The organism is Sphingobacterium paramultivorum, from assembly GCF_014109745.1.
GTDB classification, from domain to species: Bacteria; Bacteroidota; Bacteroidia; order Sphingobacteriales; family Sphingobacteriaceae; genus Sphingobacterium; species Sphingobacterium paramultivorum.
In genome coordinates this window covers 4,538,935-4,560,011 of the sequence record NZ_CP058555.1, presented here as the reverse complement: position 1 = coordinate 4,560,011, position 21,077 = coordinate 4,538,935, and the positions used below count along the sequence as shown (strand labels likewise).

At 39.4% G+C, this 21,077-nt stretch carries 12 protein-coding genes; all 12 read left to right on the top strand.

Annotation, left to right across the window (positions count from 1 at the left end; genetic code table 11):
- Positions 1 to 7 precede the first annotated feature (7 nt).
- Positions 8 to 2,302 (top strand): GH92 family glycosyl hydrolase, encoded by a 2,295-nt coding sequence (locus tag HS960_RS19140; RefSeq protein WP_182330383.1) that lies wholly within the window; start codon positions 8 to 10, stop codon positions 2,300 to 2,302.
- 603 nt (positions 2,303 to 2,905) lie between these two features.
- Positions 2,906 to 5,839 carry a SusC/RagA family TonB-linked outer membrane protein gene (locus HS960_RS19135; RefSeq protein WP_182330381.1) on the top strand — a complete coding sequence of 978 codons (2,934 nt, stop codon included), beginning with the start codon at positions 2,906 to 2,908 and terminating at the stop codon, positions 5,837 to 5,839.
- A gap of 10 nt (positions 5,840 to 5,849) precedes the next feature.
- A complete protein-coding gene (locus HS960_RS19130; RefSeq protein ID WP_153844826.1) occupies positions 5,850 to 7,364 on the top strand; it encodes a RagB/SusD family nutrient uptake outer membrane protein in 1,515 nt (504 codons plus the stop codon).
- Positions 7,365 to 7,375: 11 nt separating this feature from the next.
- Positions 7,376 to 8,482, top strand: a complete 1,107-nt coding sequence (locus HS960_RS19125) for a fasciclin domain-containing protein (protein WP_120333017.1) — start codon at positions 7,376 to 7,378, stop codon at positions 8,480 to 8,482.
- A 21-nt stretch (positions 8,483 to 8,503) separates the two neighbouring features.
- Positions 8,504 to 9,613, top strand: coding sequence for a DUF5007 domain-containing protein (locus HS960_RS19120; RefSeq protein WP_227550091.1), 1,110 nt, complete (start codon positions 8,504 to 8,506; stop codon positions 9,611 to 9,613).
- Positions 9,614 to 9,624: 11 nt separating this feature from the next.
- Positions 9,625 to 12,783 (top strand): SusC/RagA family TonB-linked outer membrane protein, encoded by a 3,159-nt coding sequence (locus HS960_RS19115; protein WP_153844828.1) that lies wholly within the window; start codon positions 9,625 to 9,627, stop codon positions 12,781 to 12,783.
- A 12-nt stretch (positions 12,784 to 12,795) separates the two neighbouring features.
- Positions 12,796 to 14,343 (top strand): RagB/SusD family nutrient uptake outer membrane protein, encoded by a 1,548-nt coding sequence (locus tag HS960_RS19110; RefSeq protein WP_153844829.1) that lies wholly within the window; start codon positions 12,796 to 12,798, stop codon positions 14,341 to 14,343.
- A gap of 11 nt (positions 14,344 to 14,354) precedes the next feature.
- Positions 14,355 to 15,116 (top strand): fasciclin domain-containing protein, encoded by a 762-nt coding sequence (locus tag HS960_RS19105; RefSeq protein ID WP_153844830.1) that lies wholly within the window; start codon positions 14,355 to 14,357, stop codon positions 15,114 to 15,116.
- 36 nt (positions 15,117 to 15,152) lie between these two features.
- A complete protein-coding gene (locus HS960_RS19100) occupies positions 15,153 to 16,769 on the top strand; it encodes a DUF5008 domain-containing protein (RefSeq protein WP_159731487.1) in 1,617 nt (538 codons plus the stop codon).
- A gap of 16 nt (positions 16,770 to 16,785) precedes the next feature.
- Positions 16,786 to 18,522 (top strand): alkaline phosphatase family protein, encoded by a 1,737-nt coding sequence (locus HS960_RS19095; protein ID WP_159731485.1) that lies wholly within the window; start codon positions 16,786 to 16,788, stop codon positions 18,520 to 18,522.
- Between the two features lie 16 nt (positions 18,523 to 18,538).
- Positions 18,539 to 19,909 (top strand): discoidin/SUN/FTP domain-containing protein, encoded by a 1,371-nt coding sequence (locus HS960_RS19090; RefSeq protein ID WP_153844833.1) that lies wholly within the window; start codon positions 18,539 to 18,541, stop codon positions 19,907 to 19,909.
- Between the two features lie 42 nt (positions 19,910 to 19,951).
- Positions 19,952 to 20,995 carry a PKD domain-containing protein gene (locus tag HS960_RS19085; protein ID WP_182330379.1) on the top strand — a complete coding sequence of 348 codons (1,044 nt, stop codon included), beginning with the start codon at positions 19,952 to 19,954 and terminating at the stop codon, positions 20,993 to 20,995.
- Positions 20,996 to 21,077: the final 82 nt, after the last annotated feature.

Here is a 21,077-nt window from a genome sequence, read left to right as displayed (position 1 = left end):
ATAAGCGATGAATATCAGAAGTTTAGTCTTTTTGGGATTAATTAGTGTCCCATATTTATTAAAGGCACAAGAAACTAAATTAGTTCAGTATGTCAAACCTCTCATCGGTACGGCGAAAATGGGGCATACTTTTCCGGGGGCGACAGTTCCATTCGGTGCTGTACAATTAAGCCCTGATACGGATACATTATCGTATGCTGTTAATGGGCGGTATAACGGCGATGTTTATAAATATTGTGCTGGTTATCAATATGATGATCCGACGATTGTTGGGTTTAGTCATACGCATTTTAGTGGCACAGGTCACTCCGATCTTGGTGATATACAGATCATGCCGACACAAGGAAAAGTCCAATTAAACCCGGGTACAGCTGATCGACCACAAGATGGTTATCGATCTCCATATTCGCATGCCAATGAACGGGCTGAGGCCAACTATTACAGTGTTTTACTGGATAAACATCAGATTAAAGCTGAATTAACGACAACAACACGTGTAGGACTGCACCGTTATACGTTCAAAGAATCGAATGCTTCACATCTTATTGTAGACTTAACTGCTGGGATCTATAATTATGACGGCAAGAATGTTTGGACCGTTGTCAAGGTCTTGAACGATTCAACCCTGGTAGGCTACCGCCAGACAAACGGTTGGTCAAGAACCCGCACCGTATACTTTGCGATAAAGACATCAAAAGCTTTTAAGAATTACGGCGCCAAATATGAAGATGGAAAATCTGTCTATAATGGTTTCTGGCGTAAGTTTGATCAACAGAACAATTTCCCTGATCTTGCTGCGCACAATATTAAGCTTCACTTGGATTTTGATACAAAAGCACAAGAATCCATCCTCCTGAAAGTAGCTTTAAGTCCAGTAAGTATGAAGAATGCATTGGCCAATATGGAGGCTGAGGCTCCGGACTGGAATTTTGACGGCTACGTTAAGCAAGGGCAAAACGCCTGGGAAAAGGAGTTGCATAAAATAGAAGCTGAAATGTTGAACAAGGAAGACCTTGTTAATTTTTATACAGCTATGTACCATGCAAGCTTAATGCCGACGGTGTATATGGACAGCAATGGTGAGTATAAAGGGTTGGACCAGGAGGTGCACCGCGCTGAAGGCTTTACGAATTATACCTCATTTTCTTTATGGGATACCTTTAGGGCCTTTCATCCGCTGTTGAATCTAATAAACCCTTCTCGTAATGCAGATATTGTGGCATCCATGATGGCTCATTATGATCAGAGTGTATTGAAAATGTTGCCGATCTGGTCGCATTATGCAAATGATAACTGGTGCATGAGTGGCTATCATTCCGTATCGGTTATTGTTGATGCTATCCTCAAAGGTGTTTACAAAGGTGATTCGGAAGCCGCGTTAGCAGCTTGTGTACAAACAGCCAATAAACGTCAGTATGAGGGTATTGGGGCTTACATAGATAAGGGATATGTTCCTGCAGATGTATCGGGAACATCTGTTTCTAATACATTGGAATATGCGTATGACGATTGGTGTATCGCGCAATTAGCGAAAAAATTGGGAAAAGAGGATATTTACACGACTTTTTCCAAAAGGGCTGAAAGTTGGAAATCACTCTATGATTCCGCTATTGGATTTATGCGTCCGAAGAATTCAGCGGGTAAATTTCAGGAGAAATTTGATGTTTTGGATACACATGGACAAGGATTTATTGAAGGTAATTCATGGAATTACAGCCTGTATGTACCGCATCAACCTACTGAAATGATGGCATTAATGGGAGGCAAAAAACGTTTAGAGTCTTATTTGGATTCACTGTTTACCATGGAATTACCGGATAAATATTTTGAACATACGGAGGATATTACCCGGGATGGCATTATCGGAAATTACGTGCACGGAAATGAGCCTTCACATCACGTGGCATACTTGTACAATATCACCAAAAGCCCCTGGAAAACTCAGGCACGTGTAAGACAGATCATACGGAATCAGTATCATAATGGTCATGCGGGCTTAGGGGGAAATGATGACTGTGGACAAATGTCTGCTTGGTATTTATTTACTGCATTAGGCTTCTATCCGGTGGCACCTGGGGAAGATAACTATTGGATTGGCAGTCCTTTGGTAAAATCGGCAAAGGTTAATCTTGAAAACGGACGCAGTCTTTCTATAGTTGCCCGTAACCAGTCTGAGAAGAATGTTTACGTTAAATCCGTTTCTTTAAACGGGCGGAAATTGGCTGATTTGCTACTACCCTATAGCAGCATTATAAATGGCGGTGAATTAATCTTCGAGATGAGTAATAAACCGAACAAATAATAGTAACGATAGATTACTATAATAAAAACCCCTCTTTTACGAGGGGTTTTTATTTTTTTCCTACAATCTGAATGAGTAGTGCTAGCAAGCTGGTATTCATATGATTGCTAAGCTGTCCATTCGTTTTTAAATTCGTTTGTGCCATGAAGTTACAATTGGAAAAAAAAATTAATTTAAAATTCCATTTTAGCAAAATCATATTTTTTCTACGTAAAAAACCAGTTTTTAAGCTATAAATTGCTTAATGTTAGTGACTAAACCAGTTTAGCAAATAAAGAAAATTTCACTGATAATTTTTTTTTCTCATTTTTCTATATATCTTCAATATAACCAAGAGAGATAAGTGCTGACCAATTAAGCAAACCGACTCGTTTTGACATTTCATTATGTTTTGTTATGCTAAAACGTTTTTATATTTTAAACTTAAAACCTTAAATTATGATGTTAATCCTATTTGATACTGCGTAATATCAATTTTGGATGGGAATCGACCAATTTTCCTATCCCGAAAAATCAATGAATTTTCACCTCTTTTTTGAGGTGATTTTAACCAGTTATAGTAGAAAAGTAAAAATAACCTAATTATATATCATTCATATGCACATGATAAAAAAAAGGTATTTGGATAGGCTTATTCTTTTAGGGTGGTCCTGTGCCTGTTATTCTTTTGCTTTTGGTCAAGATAAGGTGTTATCACCATCCGATAGTCTTAAGCTTCAGATTGGAACTTCAAAATTGGATTCAGTATTTCAGATTAAGACTAGCCAAGTAAATCCAATAGAAATAAAAAAACAGGCGTTATTACCTTACTCTTCCTTAGCACAATACCTAAAAGGAAATAATACTGGGCTTTATGTAACTGAACCTTCCGGGGAATCGGGTACCAAGCAGCCAATGTATTTTCGTGGTATTTCGAGGCCATTGTTCTCTGATATTGACGTATTTCAGAATCAGCCATTAGTTGTTGTGGACGGAGTTCCTTTGGTTGGAGAACACCCCTTTGCTTATGCCGTTCAAACCTATAACCTAGAGCGTATTGGCCCGGCTACCAATTTATTAGCGAATATTAATATAGACATGGTTAAGTCTATTGAAGTATTAAAAGATGTTGCCGCGATTGCGATGTATGGGCCTAACGCTGCAAACGGAGCTATAGTTGTTCGTACGAAAGAGTATAAAGCGGATAAAAGCAACCGGATAGCGGTCAATATGTATACGGGTTTGGCCGAGCGTCCACATGTCACAACAATTAATGGCGAATACGAAAATAAATTCAGAAAGCAGTTTTATGATCTGTATACTTCCAATGGCAAATATAATGACGGCGATTCATACCCTGTGTATTTAAGTGACTCGCTCAACATGAATTATTTTGGAAAATCCGATTGGACGGACTCTTATTACAATAGTGGTTTAGTTTACAATTTGAATGCAAATTTATCAGGTGGTGGGCCACGTGCAAATTTTCAATTTGCAGCGGGCTCAACACAGGATAAAGGCGTGGCTGATCAGGTAAAATTGAATAAATATTATGCTTTGTTTGGGCTGAATATGCGGCCGATGACTTGGCTGACGTTCTCCATGCAGGCAAATATAGCTCGACTCGATCGTAATCGTAATCTGAACCTGCGGGATAGGTTTGCCCAGTTAGCCTATTTTCCGGATCTGTCGGCACCCTTGTCACCCAATAAGGAGGTCTACAATGAGTATTTAAGTTATTATAAAAAGGGCTTTGATAACAACAAGACGAACGTTGTGCAGGGGTACGGAAAGCTGCAGTTTGATTTTGGAAACTTTCATTTTCTTTCGACAGGAATGCTCGATTATAATGAGGGCTATAGGGACCAATTCTATCATAGTAAGCTGATGGAATCCAATAATTTTGCGTCAAACTACTATGGCTATAATCAGCGGGCAGTATTTGACAATAAGGCTTTTTATGATTGGAATATTAATGAAAAGAATAAGATAAATCTATTGGTCGGCAATAGTTTGCAATGGGATACCTATCGCTACAACTATGCTTATGCTTATAAGGGAGTGAATGATTTCATTAAGGTGAATCTGTTGGAAGATGATGCGCTTAAATCAAATTATCTCGAAGCTACTGCATATCCTAAGGCGCTTATATTTAAATTTTTAGATCGCATTCGTCATAACCTGGTCTCATTTTATGGAAAAGCGACCTATAACTATGGCGATAAGGTTGAGACGTCTCTCTTACTGCGTTCTGATGGATCTTCTAATGCACAACCGGATGCTCGCTGGATTTTTACGCCTTCATTGTCTATAAATTGGAATATCAAGAATAGTTATTTTAATACCAATACTAGTCTGAAAGACCTTACTGCTCGTTTCAGTGTTGGACGTATTGGCTTGAACAATGTGTTTGATGATTTTGCACAAGGTCCCAATTATGTCGCTCAAATGGGCTTTACGGGTAATCAGCTTATCGCTGGTTATAATGCGATTGCAGGGTTGGTAAGACCTTATGAGTCGGGATGGGTTGGATACAATATTCCTTGGGCCTACATAGACCAAGGCAATCTGGGCCTGGATTATGCCATTCAAAAGAAAAATTTTCATGTTTCCCTTGATGTCTATGTGAAACAGACAAAAAACCAGTTGATTAACGTTCCATCTTATAGCGAATATGGCTATAAATCGAGCTATGCAGCAGGAATGAATGTGCAGAATTTAGGTGCAGAATTGACTGTTGGGCTTGATCCGGTTCAATCAGATAATTTTAAATGGTCTACGGCACTGAATGTATCCCATAATCAAAATAAATTAAAGGCATTGCCTAATGGTCTAGATCGGCTCGTGATAGGGAATAATCTTTTGGAGGTCGGCAAGCCATTAGACCAGTATTGGCTACTTGCTAATGAAGGTATTTACAGGACAGATGCAGATGTTCCTCAGGGAATGACCTACAATGCGATCCAGTTACGTGCGGGTGATCCGATTTGGAAAGATCGAAATGGCGACAATACAATCAATGATGAGGATCGGAAATTGCAAGGCCATCGTTTACCTGCTGTATTTGGTAATTGGTATAACAATTTTGTGTTTGGAAAATGGGACCTGGGGATCAATATGTACTATAATATTGGTCGACAACTCATTAATCAAGAAATGGCTAATCGGTTTGATTTTATCAATAATGAAGGGGCGAAAAATCTAGATGCTATCAAAGAGATTACGTATTGGGAAAAAAGGGGTGATTACAGTAAATATCCACTGTATAACCCGTGGAGTACTGTTATAGCTTATCAGGCCGATCAAGATCTTTTCTTAGAGAATGCTTCATTTGTTAAAATAAGGGCGGTCACTTTGGGCTATAACTTAACTTCTCTTGTGGCGGGCCGAACTCAGGCCATTAAAAATGCATATGCCTACGTATCTGCGAATAATGTTGCTACGATTACATCTTATAGTGGAGTGGACCCTGAGATTGTAGATTACACAGGTTATGATATTGGGTCAAAGATGAGGATACCACGAATTTATACGCTAGGAATAAAAGTTGACTTTTAAACGTAAAGAAATGAAAAGATATCACCTCATATTGAGTGTTTTGTTGCTTTTCTTATTGCTTCTGGGAGGCTGTAAGAAAATGCTGGATATAGATTCCTCTCGTACGGTCAAGGAAGAGAACATGTGGAATACTTTGGAGGACACGCGCGCAGGTTTGATGGGAATTTATGGTTTAACCAAAGCGGCTTTGGACGATAATAATGCGTATTGGTTATATGGAGAAGTTCGGGCGGGAGATTTCGAAAGCCCTAATCGGCAGGATCTCAAAGCAATTATTAAGAATGACCTCAAAGCGAATTATGAATCGCTGAATGCATTATCGAATTGGAGACGGTGGTTTGCGGTAGTTAATGCCGCTAATATTTTTATGGAGCGTGCATCGGGAGTAAGAGAAAAAGACATGCGCTACACCGAAAATAATTTGGTAGTAGATGTTGCTCAGGCTCGATTTCTACGTGCTTACGCTTATTTTAATATGGTCCGTATTTGGGGTGATGTACCCCTAATACTAAATTCCCATGACGGAAATTTTGAGAATAAGCCCAAGGAAGATCGGTTAAAACTGTATGCTTGGATTGAAAAAGAAATGTATGATGCAGCGCAATTATTGCCTTATTCCTATAGTACCGGTGATGAACAGCAAATTGGCAACTATTACAATGAGGCCTCTTCAAGATGGAATGGTGCTTTGGTTAGGAAGCTTTCTGTCTATGCTATTCTTGCACATTTGGCGGCATGGCAAGCTAATTATGCTGATGCGGCTTCTTATTCACAATTTGTGATGGATAATTATAGTAAAGGAGGTGCCTATTATTTGTCTACTTCGTTTTTAACGGAGGGCAATGGTTTTTTCTTTGAGAAACGGTCCGAGCAGATGTTCTCATTTCCTTACATATGGGCCCATGTGGAGGCATCGTTTACAGGGCATATTGAAGAATTGACACTGGCTGCTCCTGTTGTCAACAAGTCGGTGCCAGATATTTATATGCCGAAAGAAACGATTTTAAAAACTTTTAATGAGAAGAAGGATCAGCGCTTTAGTATTGATACACTAGGTAGCCCCACTACTGAAGTGTATTTCAGAAACTTCAATGGTAAGTATCCAATCTTTAGTAAAATCAAGTGTATCATGGGAGGTTCTTCCGATCCTACTTTTCGCATTTTTACCAGTGCGACTGTACTCACACGTTTGGAAGATATCACGCTTTTGCGGGCGGAATCTTTAGCCGTGTTGGGTGAAAAATCTACTGCCATTGAACTTCTAAATGAGATTAGGGAACGAAGGGGGCTTAAAGTTTATAGTGAAACGACAAATGGAGATCTGGTAGATGCCATTTTTTTAGAACGAAAGAGAGAATTGATGGGTGAAGGGCACCGCTGGTATGATATGATTCGGCGGGAGAAGATCAAACATGACAATCCTCAGTTGGCACAATTGATAGCCAATGATGGAATCTATTGGCCAATTGCTCGAGAGATTCTAACACAAAATAAGTTGATCGAACAAAATGCTTATTGGAAGTAAAGGAGTTAATTATGAGAAATAACCTATTTGTACGTGGTGTATATGCACTCTTAATGACAGCCCTGCTGTATGCTTGTGCCAAGGATAAAGGCTATTATTCGCCCATATCCCAGGAGCCGGTGTTTAAAGGCAATTTATATAGCTACCTTAAAAGTAAACCTGGTGTGTATGACTCTTTGGTTAAGGTCATCGATAGAATCGGTCTCCAAAAGAAACTGGAAGATAGTACAGTAACACTGTTTGCGCTAACTAATGCCAATTTTCAATTGGCTATTCAAAACCTGAATAATACATTGAGTGTGTCTGACAAGCCTGCACAATACCTGAACTCGGTCAAGTATGAAATACTGGATTCTTTGTTATGCCAATATATTATCCAAGGAAAAATTGCGAGCGATTCCCTTAATAGTCAGGATGGAAAGGATGTATTGGGAATTCGCTATGGCTATCCAATGCATATTGGGCTGAACAAACAATCTTCATCTGGCTATATGAATGGCGGCCCTACGATTGTTGACCTGTCCGATACAAGAAGATCTGTTTTCAATCGTAACTGGGTAACGACTGAAACCAGTTCGTTAAATATCCAAACAGATAATGCCGTTGTTCATGTGTTGAACCCAGACCATGTATTTGGATTTAACAAGTTTGTTAGTCAGATCATTTACATCCCACCGCCAGAAAATCTTTTCATAAAATTCAAAGGACAGGGCTCTGCATCGAAAGAAACTTCAGGTGGGCCCAATGCAGTAGAAGCATCAAAATATGTATTCGATGGTAATCCAGAAACAAAGTTCTTTTTATCAAGTCCTGGGCAGTTCTATCTGCAGTGGGATTTTCCTGTCGAAGTACTTGCCAACAGTTACACACTCCGCTCAGCTAATGATATTCAAGACCGAGATCCAACAGACTGGACTTTGCAGGGGCTTGATGGAGAAAGTGGGAAATGGATCTTATTGGACTCTCGACAAGGGGAGGAGTTTGACGAGAGGTTTCAATTGCGCGTATTCTTTTTTACAAATACGAAGACGTACAAAGCTTATCGTTTGAATATTGCACGCATGTACGGTGGTAACGATTTCCAGTTGGCAGATTGGACAATGAATCGTAATCAATAACCAATTTAAGAATGTATGGACATGAAAATTGCTAGAAAATTTAACACAATAAATAAGACATGCAACTTGGGACTGCTCATCTTGATGTGCGTCGGCTTAAATGGATGTAAAAAGCTTTACAATTTACCTGATGAAAAGGAATTTTTAAGTGTCAACTTGACTTACGACGGAAAATCTTTTTATCCCATCTTGGGAAGAACCTCGCTGATGGGGAATATTAATACCGATCATTCGACCACACCGCTACGATTTGAAATTGTTAATCCCCGTTATGGTGATGGGCGTCCTTACAAGGACCTTTTCGAAGTAAAACCTGTCTATCGGTGGATATACCGTTACGATGGTACTGAAAAGAACTTGGAAGAAATTGAGGCCAAGCGCCAGTTGGTGTATCGCCCTCTTTTTGAGGTAGATTCTACAGGTAGCTTTATTTTGTGGAATTCTTCGACAAACGAGTTGATCGAGCCGCGCTCAAAAGACAGTATAGATCTGGTGCAGAATATACGATATTTTGATCTAAAGGTCTCCAATTCGGGTGGGTCTACAGTGATCAAGGATTTTATGATCCTGCCATGGCGTGTTCAGGACTATGAACCTTATTCGGATAAAAATCCATATAATGGCGAAACTGCTCCTGATCCAAATGACCCTAAAAATCCAAACAAGAAAAGCTATATCTGGCCTTCCTATATGAATGGGGTGTATGGGGAATCTTCCAATCAGTTATTACGCACGGATGATCAGTTTAAAGATCTGGTTGTCTATATCCGCAGATTTACTGGAGGGAATGGACATAATTTGCGCTTTGTCTTTTTGAATAAAAATGGAGAACCGATAAATCCGGATAGTTTTAATGAAACAAAGTGGAATGAACTGGTGCATGGTTTTAACATGAAAAAAACCTCTACTTATGTGCAATATGATGTAGCTTATCCAATTCCCTTAACAAGTTTCCCAACAAAGTATAGCAATGGGAACAGTGCAAAGGTCGATTTTTCCTATTCCAGAAAGGGATTTGGCGGCGGTTTAATTACGGCCAATTTTGGGTTGAACTTTAAAATTTTTACCAAAGGAGATTGGGAGATTGTTTTCCATTTTCAAAGGGAGAATCCACGATTTGATAATGAATAATTGAAAAAGTTATGCAATTTAAGATATTTTATAACAGCTGCATGCTGTTGATATTGTGTGTGTTTCTTTCTACAAAGGTTTTTGCACAGACAGTCATTATGTCTGGTAAGGTAACAGATAATAAAGGGAGGCCGCTGGCGGGTGTTACAGTACGTTTTGGCAAATCTGGAAAGGAAGCGACCTCGACAAATTCCTCGGGGGCATTTAGCTTAACAACGGCAACCGGAACTTCCGTTGCCTTTAGATTAATTGGTTATGATGGAACCACGATGACTGTGAAGGCCGACAGAAATGTAGTCGTTCAATTGAAGGAGATCGATAATCAAATGGATGAAGTTGTTGTTAGGGGGTATGTGAAGCGTCCAAGAGAGACAACTACAGGGTCCTCGACTAAGATCAGTGGAAAAGAAATTCAAGATATTCCATCGGCGAATGTGGAAAATTTGCTTCAAGGCAAGGTCGCAGGGTTAAATATACAGGTAAATACTGGAGCACCGGGATTTAGAGGATCCACACAGATCCGTGGACTTTCGACAATCAGTGTGACAGGTAGCGGTGATCAGTCATTTCTGACCCCCACCTCACCGTTGTATGTTATCGATGGCGTGCCAATGGATGCGGATAGAGCCAATGAACTTGGATTAAGCCAGCAGGGGCCAGGAATCAGTCCATTGTCATTAATTCCCCCTGAGGATATAGAAAGTATAGAGGTGCTTAAAGATGCGCAGGCTACATCGCTATATGGATCGTTGGCTGCCTATGGTGTGATCATTATCAATACGAAACGTGGTAATTCTGAGGTTCCCAGAGTCAGGTATACGGGCAATTTCTTCCTGAAAACGCCACCCCAGTTACGTCCAACTTTGGGAGGAAATCTAGAACGCCGTTTAAAGCTATTGCAGATCTACGGAAATGCGCTGTCGCAGGATGACCTGGACCGAATTTCACAAACCCCCATGTTATCGGATAGTTTGAACGCTTATTACAATAATTCAACCAATTGGCAGGACTTATTTTATGCGACAACCTACAACCAAACGCATAATGTCGCAATTGATGGGGGGAACCAGAAGTTAAACTATAAGGCGAACCTGAATTATTATAATGAAAATGGTATCATCAAAAATACGGGTTTTGATCGCTATATGACCAATATGCGATTTGAATATTATCCCAACGAGAAATTTAAATTTACAGCGCAGATAAGTGCTTCACTTGGCTCAAAAAGTAAGGGGAACGGGTTAGGTATTTTACAATCTGGTGTGGCAACAAACGGGATGGCATCAACGTTGTTGCCTGGTCCGTCTTTTTATCTGGCATCCTCAGGATATAATTCAGCATTGAAGACCCGAAATGATAATTCGTCTAAATCGATCAAGCCTTTCATTGAAGCATCCTATGAAATTATTCCAGGTTTGCGGGCAACAACAACAATGAGTTATGAGTCTACTTCCGATAATGAAAACACGTTTACACCAGCGGCAGCAAATGGTCAATTTGCACAAGTTTATGCTTATTATGGTCGATACAATTCATTGTATAATAGGAACTCTATCAATTATAGTCACACGTTTAATGAAAAGCATACCGTATTTTTCAATCTATTCAATGAGATTCGGACCTTGGAAAAACAAGCAAATGCAACTTTACAAGCCCGTACACCAAATGATCAATTTGAAGGACCTCTTGGATTTGATGGCTATTTTTCCAAAGGAGGAGGATTATTGCGCCGTGGATTCGGAAAAGAAAGAGGATTATCTTTTGCAATCGCTGGAACTTACGATTACATGAAGAAGTATGTGGTAGACCTCTCTTACAGAATGGATGGGTCGTCACAGAATGGATTTGGAAACCTGTATACCAAAAATCCTGCTGTTGGTCTTCGATGGAATGCCTATCATGAGAATTTCTTGAGAGATGTGGACTGGATTAATTTGCTCTCCATTCGAACCAGTTGGGGGGTGAATGTTATGCCGAATAGTACCTTGGAGCGCGTTTACGGAAAATACGATATTGCAGGAAGCTATAATGATAAGATAGGCATCGGAATCAATTATGAACAAATTCCAAATCCTGATCTAAAACCGACAACAACAAGCCAGTATAACTTAGGTTTGGACCTCGCTTTCTTTCAAAATAGATTTGAATTGACTTATGACACGTATTATAAGAAAGTAAACAATATTCTATTTGAAGAACTACTTTCTTCGTCGCTCGGCTTTGAAAAGGTAAATAGCAACTCAGCTGCCATTGCCAATTATGGACATGAGTTATCTGTTATGTTAAGGCCTTTGACCGAAGGTCGTTTTACCATGTCCATAGGGGTAAACGGAGCCTATAACCGGGATGTTTTGTTAAAACTACCTGAGCATTATGGTGGGCAATTTGTCCGTTGGGAAAATATTGATAAATATAAGCAACACGTTGTATTTAGAGTGGGAACCTCAACGATGTCCAACTACATGTTATTAAATAGAGGTGTATACAGCACAGATGCGGATGTACCGGTTGATCCGGCGACTGGACGACGTTATCGGATGGCCAATGGTACAGAATTTCAGGCGGGTGATCCCATTTTTGCAGATTTAGATGGCAACTATGTTTTAGATGAAAATGACTATGCCCGTACCGGGAATTCTCAACCATTGATTACCGGCGGTATGCAATTGAATTTTAATTACAATCATGAAACTCTCGGATCATTTGGTTTGAACTTATATGCGTCCTATACGGCAAAACGCACCATCTTGAATAATGCACTTGCCGAGCGACTGCAATTGATGAGCGATCCCTATGGTGATAGAGCGGTGGTTCCGTTAGATGATGTTAATATGTGGATGAAACCCGGCGATAATGCAAAGTATCCTTATGCTTACGATTTCAGAAGATACTCAAGTGTTAATCCGTTTCGGATGGATCAAGATCTCTGGGCTGAAGATGGGTCCTACTTTAAGTTAAATAGTGTGACACTGTCTTACATGTTTACAAAAAATGCTATCAGAAGATATGGACTTGAGCGTCTACGGGTATATGTTTCGGCTGAAAATATAAACACATTCTCCAAGTACAGTGGACCTAATCCCGAAAATGTAAGCACGATGGGTAGGGATGCTTCTGGTGGATACCCTGTTCCTAGGCAATATAATGTTGGTGTTAATATTGATTTCTAATCGAGCTGTATTATGAAAATAAAAAGAAATATAGGAAGAATAGCGTTTGTCATATTTCTATGTACAACCGTAATGATGGGCTGTAAGAAATTTCTGACGGTGGAGCCGATCGATAGGCTTACGGGTAACAATTTCTATCAGTCAAAGGAGGATGTAGAAGCAAATATAGCACGTATCTACAGTCAGTTTTTTGAAAAACTGAACGAGTCATGGGTAATCGGTGCCATTGGTGAGGCGAGGTCGGGAGAAATTTTTCCCGCCCCTACAGCTGGAACTGATCGAATGATACTTCGCGACCTAGGGACGAATGACATGAATGCTGTGTATAACAATACAATGAGTGGCGGTCGTTCCCAAGGTTATGCCATGTATAAGGTTTCTATCTGGGATACTTATTATAAGGTAATTCAGAGCTGTAATATTTTAATCTCCAAATTGGAAGAGGGAATTCCAGGTTTATCTGCTTCGGATAAAGATCGTTATAAAGCTGAAGCCACTTTTATGCGTTGTCTAAGTTACTTCTGGATGGTTCGTCTATATGGCGACGTGGTTTATTATACCGATGCATACTTCGCAAAGCAACTTTCACGTGAGGATATGGTTTCTGTAATTAGCAAAAGCATTGCCGACTTAGAATCTGTTAAAGATATTATGCCATGGACTTTTGGGGAGTCATCACAGCGTGGGGCCCGAGCAAGCCGGGGAAGCATTATCGCTTTGTTGATGCACATGAAGATGTGGAATGCGAATTTTGATTCGCCAAATGCAACGAAGTATTATGAAAGTGTGGCTAGCTTAGGTAAGGAGTTGCGTGCTAGTGGCGTTCACCGTCTGTACAAACTAACCCCCGAGGAGTGGGCTAAAGTCTCAAAAGGACGTACGGAGGAATCGCTGTTCGAATTCTACCGAACGATCAATTACGATGATCAGAACAATGCATATGCGCCTTTGTGGGATCATTTTTTACGTTGGCCATATAAGTTTCCTCGTTATAACCAGCAATTCAGCATTGCTTATTATTCCTCCATTTTCATGTACAGGATTTATCCGCTAAATGGTCCTGCAGATAAGCGAAAAGAGCTTTGGTATGAGGATATGTATGCGAATGATGGATTATTTGTTTTGAAGAAATTTGCAGCCAATGTCTTTGCGTCGGGAAATGAAGACTCTAATCCGGATAATACATTTATGATATTTCGTTATGCGGATGCGCTGTTATTAGAAGCGGAGGCGCTAGCTAATTTAGGTGCTGCACGTGAGGCTGAGGCAATCACAGTACTTAATATTGTTCGGGATCGGGCTGAAGCCCCTCGCTATGCTGGTGGTGGTACAGATCTTAAGAATTTTATTTTCGAAGAGCGTTGTCGTGAATTGATTGGCGAAGGGGCAAGATACTTTGATCTGATCCGGACCCGAAGAATACTAAATCCACAATGGACCATGAATCCCATGACAATTGATCAGTATAACCGTCGTGCGTGGACTTGGCCTTTGGATGCTTCAGCTAAAAATTTTAATTCAAAAATCGTGTTGAACGATTATTGGACAGGAGGAAATTAAATCAGTTTATTATGAGACAAGCTAAGATTATAGGATATGCCTTCATTACGATGTTACTGTTTGGCCTGGGATCATGCAAAAAGGATGCATATTATAAAGATGGCGGATTGGCGCAGGCAAAATTTGATGGCTCCATTATAGATTACCTGGATTCAAAACCAAGGGAATTTGATTCGATTGCCAAAATAATTAGGTTGGCAGGTTTGGAAGAAGATTTTAAGACCAAGGAATTTACTTTTTTTGCTCCGAGGGATGAAAATATAAAGAGGTTGATTGGTCGAGCGAAATCAAATTCCATTATCGATCAGTCAAGTGTTAATTGGTTGCTTTACAATTTAGGGCGAGATACCATCAAAACATTGGCAGATGTAGATAGTGCGATTTGGCGTAAGTATTTACGGCGTTATATGTTTAATGGAAAACGAAAATTAATGGACTATCCACAGATCGATTTTGATTTACTAAATGTCTATAAAGGACAAAATTACACCTCATTTGCAAATACAGTTTCCAATATAGGAGTTGTCTATAACGATGCAATAAATGATTCTGATAAAAACAATATCACCCGATTGAAATATATGGGGTACCGACAATTGTATATCTCCTATATTCCAGATATCAGTAGGCCAAATGAATGGCGGTCATGCCCGGTCGCTTCATCAGATATTCAACCTGATAATGGCGTTGTCCATGTAATCGATTATACCAAAGCTCAGTTCGGATTCAATCAGAGCGATATTCTATGGGATATATTAGAAAGTAAGCGTTAATAACAATAACCAGTTGTAGTTTAAATTATGAAAGTTATGTACAATACGATTTGGAAATTTACAGCCTTGTTGTTTGTTATTGCTCTTTTTTTGGGATGCAATAAGAATAATAAGATGTTTTCAGCTCCATATGAGGAAGGGCTACCGCCTTTGGATATAGAAATCAATCCAACCGATAAAATGCAACCAGAATCGGGTAAAACCGGAGTTGAGACAATCATGCGGATTAAAGGTTTAGATAAATATAAAGATAAAGCTATCATCCGATTTAACGGCGAGAAAGCACAGATTGTCGAGTTAACAGCAGATTATGTAAAGCTTAAGGTTCCGCCTTTTGCTAGTACGGGAGTGCTTTCTGTTGCAATTGATGATATTGTATTTTTTGGACCACAATTTACGGTTTTAGGAAATGTATCTATAGATCCAACTTTTCAAGTGGGGGTAGGAACAAATAATACCGTTTCTGATGTTCTTTTTTTGGAAGATGGCAAAATGATCTTTACAGGGGCCTTTACAAATTATAATAATAAAGGATCGATCCGGCCAATTAATCGTCTCGTCAGAACTTTTGCAGATGGAACGTATGATGCAAGCTTTCGTATAGGTACCGGCGCCAATAATTCGCTAAATAGCATTTTAAAATTAGGAAATTACTATTTTTTGGCAGGTTCTTTTTCGGGGTATGGGCAGCGTAATTCAGATATCAGCAATCTGACACGAATTTATACAACAGGAGCTATCGATACAATGGGCATTAAACCATTCCGACGTCCTGGGCAAATAGATACACTAAAGTATTATCCGACATTTAATGGTGGGTTTGATGGAAATATCGGAAATATTTATGAGTCTGAAGGAAAAATCTTAGCGACAGGAAATTTTAGATATTACATTCACCGCACCTATGATAAGCCAAATCGGCTTGAGACAAGAGATACCATTATTTTGGATAGTACAGAAATCAGGCATATCGCCCGATTGAATCTGGATGGTTCACTGGATAAGTCTTTTAGGTTTGGGGCAGATGGCAAAGCAATGGCTGGTGGAAATGGATCTGTAGCAACTGTCTATCATAATAGTGGGGCTTTAAAGGGGAAAATTTTAGCTTATGGTTCTTTCAATAGATTTGATGGACAATCCGCAGGATATATAACACGGTTAAATGCTGATGGAACATTAGATGCTACATTTAACCCTGGTGGAGTTGGAGCGGACTACAATGTGTCTTCGGTTACTTACAATAATGTCACGAATAAATATATGGTTGTTGGAGATTTTAGTAAATACAACGGTGTAGCTGCAATAAAAGTTATTATGTTGAATGCAAATGGAACAGTAGACCAAAGTTTCCAGGCCAAAACTTTTGAAGGTGGAAGTCCCTTCTATGCGATGCAATTAAATGATGGTTTAGTTGTCGTTTCGGGAGATTTTGCGCGCTATAGTAATATTGCCCGAAATGGCTTTATGATCCTGAATTCCAATGGAGAATTGAATGGAGATTATAACACTTCTGGTTATTTCTCTGGCTATATCAATAAAGTTGTCGAGACAAAAACAGAAGATGGCAAACGCGCATTACTTTTGATGGGCTTTTTTGGACGATTTAATAATGAAGAAGTACATAATCTGATTCGAATTAAATTGGAACAGTAACTTAAATTTTAAACTGATGAGATCTCAAGCTAATTTTCGAAATATAAGCCGCTGGCTAATGTCTTTGGTCATGTTATCGATGTTCATGTCCTGTAAAGATGAATTCGGTCGCTTGCTACCGGATAATGAGGGTAAACAAGATACCGTGGACCTGGTGTATGGTAAGCCTAAAGTGCTCATGCTCATTGTGGATGGAGCAAGAGGAGAATCGGTTCGAACGGCAAATATTCCAACGATGAATGGTTTGCTCAACCATTCGATTTATTCATGGGTTTCGTTAAGCGAGGAACATGACGATGCAACTGCTACTGGCGCTGATTTATCCAGTATTATCACCGGGGTAAGCCAAAATAAACATTTGGTCATTGGTGATAATTTTAAGAACAATAATTTTCAGACCTTTCCGACAGTCTATACAAGGGTCGCTTCAAATATGAAAAACCCTGAATTTAAGGTGTATAGCAGTTCTAAACTATTTGTTGATCATCTAACTCCTGTTGCGGTAGCTAAATTGGAGAGTACAGACGAAGAGGTTGTCAATGGTATTAAGGAGGGTTTAAAGCAACCAGAGTTAACAATGCTAACTGCACATTTTACAGCGATTGATAAAGCAGGAAAGGCTAGCGCTTATGACAATAGCAGTGCTGTTTATAAAGCTGCCATAGAAAATTTCGATAAGCAGGTAGGGGAAGTTATTAAGGCGTTGGAGCAACGTCCCGCTTTTAAAAAAGAGAATTGGTTGGTAATCATCACTTCAAGTAAAGGGGGGCCGTTTGAAATTCCTCCGACGCAGAATGACAATACAATCTTTAGCAACCCAAATGTTAATACCTTTACTATTTTCTACTCGCCGAAATATAATTCAAGGTATATCAATAAACCTTATTTGGGCAGTCGCTTTTCGGGAGATTTTTTAAGGTTTAAAGGCGGTATTTACGCAGAGTTGACCGAAGGGGATAATCCTGTTTTTGATCTCGGCGATAATGAGGAATTTACCATTGAATTAAAAGTTAAGAAGAATAAAGGACCAAATAATACCTATAAATTTCCCAATTATCCATCTTTTATTGGTAAACGAGAGAAATGGGAATCAGGCGCGCCGACAAATGGATGGATCATGGCTTTCAAAGACGATTATTGGATGTTCAATGGTCGCGGTCCGAATGGAAGTGGTGAGGTAAATGGCCCGAAATTGAACAACGCAACATGGAATAATGTAACAATAGTCGGAGCATTGACAAGTGACGGTAAACGCATAGTTAAAACCTATACAAATGGTCTCCCCGGCAATGAGATGGACATTAGTTCATGGGGTTCAATTAGTAGTCCAGCAAAATTTAGGTTGGGACTGTTAAATGGGGGAAGCAATTGGAACGAAGGCGATTACTACTTGGCTGATGTTCGATTTTGGAAAGTAGCATTGCCCCTGGCAGTTATTACGCAATATAATTGCCAAGTAGGAGTAAGTGAAGAACATCCCTATTACCCAAATCTTGCGGCCAATTGGCCTATTGTGGGAACTGTTACTGATGGCGTACTTTATGATGATGGCCCCTATGGCAATACATTGAAGATTGGGGATTCCGCCTATGAAATTTCTAAACTGAATGATTTCCTTTGCGCTCCTTCTGTTGAAACAATAAGTACGTTAGTGCCGAAAAATACCGATATAACTGCCCAGATATTTAGCTGGTTGCAGATTGCTAGACAGGAGAATTGGCAACTAGATGGACGAGTTTGGGTAGACAAATAATCTTAAAAAAGCTAATATGAAAAGACTATTTTATTATATAACGATAATTTTGGGCTGTAGTCAATTTTTGGCTTGTTCAAAAGATAATCTAGAAGTGTTTAATTTACAAGGAGGGGCTCCTGTTCAAGTTATCGCAGAAGGTGAGGGAAAAGATCTGATCAAAACAAATGATTATGTACAGGTTCCGATGAAAGTGAAATTGAGTAGTCCAGCATCCCAAACTTTTGATGTTGAGCTTCAATTGAATACCGATACAGTTACCAAATTAATCGAATCGGGAACACTAAAAGAGGTGGTTACACTTCCGAATTCAGCATTTTCTTTTCCCAATGTAGTGAAGTTTCAATATGGTGCAGATACCACCTCTTTTTTGTTAACGATTTCGCGAACAGAAATCGAACGTGTTTACGGTAAGAAGTTCGCACTGTCGTATAAGTTGTCTAATCCAGGAAAAGGTAATCAGTTGGGAAATCCAAATAGCATAATTATAACGATGGACTCAAAGGATCTGCTGACTGTGCAAGATATCCATTATCTTTCGATAACAAATTCACCTGGCAATATTATCCTGGCAAGTGATCATAATAATTACAATACAACACCTTCTGGAATTGAAATACCGATCGGTGTTTCGTTAGCGTCCTTTCCTAGTAAATTTTTTTATGTTGAAGTGCGAGGAACAACTGATTCAATTTCAAATTGGATAACGAAGAAAAAGGTGCCTGTGAACACGATCGGTTTAAAGGAGAATGAATATTCCATTCCTTCACGCGTGCAGGTTTTGGGTAATAAATCCGCAGCGGCGTTCAATATATCAATTCCTTGGGATGTTATTACCAAAAATAAAGATAAGTTTCTCGCTGTAACGGTCTACTTGAAGGACCCGACGCTGCATGTGATCAATCCTCAGAAAAATTATACTACGATTTTGATTGATTGTGCAAAGGTTGTCGAATTCGATGTAACGGGGGAAGCAACTCTAACGGTAAATCGCGATAATAATGGTGGTGCAAATGCAGGTGAGGGGAGTCTCAAGCTGGTGGATGATCTGACGAGTACAAAATTCTTGCAGAGCGCATTTACAGGTGATCTGCAGTGCACGCTTACATTTACCAGAACCCTGAAGATTGGAGCATATACACTTACATCTGGAAATGATGCTATAGAACGTGATCCAAAAAGCTGGTTTCTTGAGGCGTCTTTAGATGGTATAAATTGGGTCACTATTGATACAAGAGTAAATGAAAGTTTCCCAAATAGAATTCAAACAAGACGATTTAATGTGCAAAAACCAGGTAATTATAAATTTTATCGTCTAAATATTACAGAAAACGTTGGAAGTAGTTTATTCCAATGTTCTGAATGGAGGATGATTGAATTTTTATAGACGGGCGGTAACTTATGGTATTACAACGATGAATTTATGAAGATGAAATTAGTAAGATATAACTTTTATATACTTTTACTGTTTACCTTATTAGGTTGCAGTAAAGAAAAGGAAGTGGTTGTTGACAAACCTCAGCTTCCCAATCCGGTTTCTGCTTTTTCTATTAAGCAGGTTGCGAAGGATGACCCATTTACTTTTGAATTTACAAATCAGTCAAAAGACTATACTGAAACACGTTGGAGCTTTGGTGATGATAGCACCTCTTCGAAAACTTCGCCGCAACATACTTTTTTAGGGACGGGTGATTTCACTGTAAGACTTAAAGTGCTCAATGAAAATGGCGATTGGGCTCAACGGGAGGAGGTCATTAAAATTGATGCGGAGAAGCTAATTCGATTCAATGCGACAAAGAACGGAACAGGAAAGTTGATCCTAAGTTATGCTAGTGATATTGCAGTTAAAGGAGTCATTTGGTCAAAGATGACTGATAAAGATAAATATGAGCAAGTTTCTGATAAGGAGAAAGCCGATATTTCGATTGAGGTGGGGAAATTCGAAACCTACCAGCTAAATGTAAAAACTCCTAAAGGATCTCAAATCGTCGTTACCAAGATGCTTACCGATCTAGGCATTATAAAAGACTGGACAAATATTGATAATACCTTTCGAATCTCTCAAGACAACTCGAGCGGCCCTGACGCAGGTGAAGGATCGAAGAAGTTAATAGATGGTGATAACAAGACGAAACTATTTATTGGTGGATATCAACCTGGAATGTATTGGCAATTTGTATTCTATCAACCACAAACCATTAATGGTTATACCATAACAACAGGAAACGACTCTCCAGAACGAGATCCCAAAGATTGGGAAATACAGGCCTCTGAAAATGGAGATACTTGGGTAACATTGGGCACTGTCACGGGGTATAGTTTTGGAAATACTCCGGCTGATAGAAATAAATCGGTCAATTTCACCTTTACGAATTCAAAACCTTACACCCATTATCGGTATGTTGTGAAATCAGTCTCCTCTGGATCAAATTTCCAAATGAGCGAATTTAGGCTTTTGGAACTACCTCAGTAGACACTAAAGAACGACATCAGCACGCTAGTTAGCGAAAAGAGGGTGATTGGCTCAAAAAGTAGCCGTAAGATATTCGCTTGAA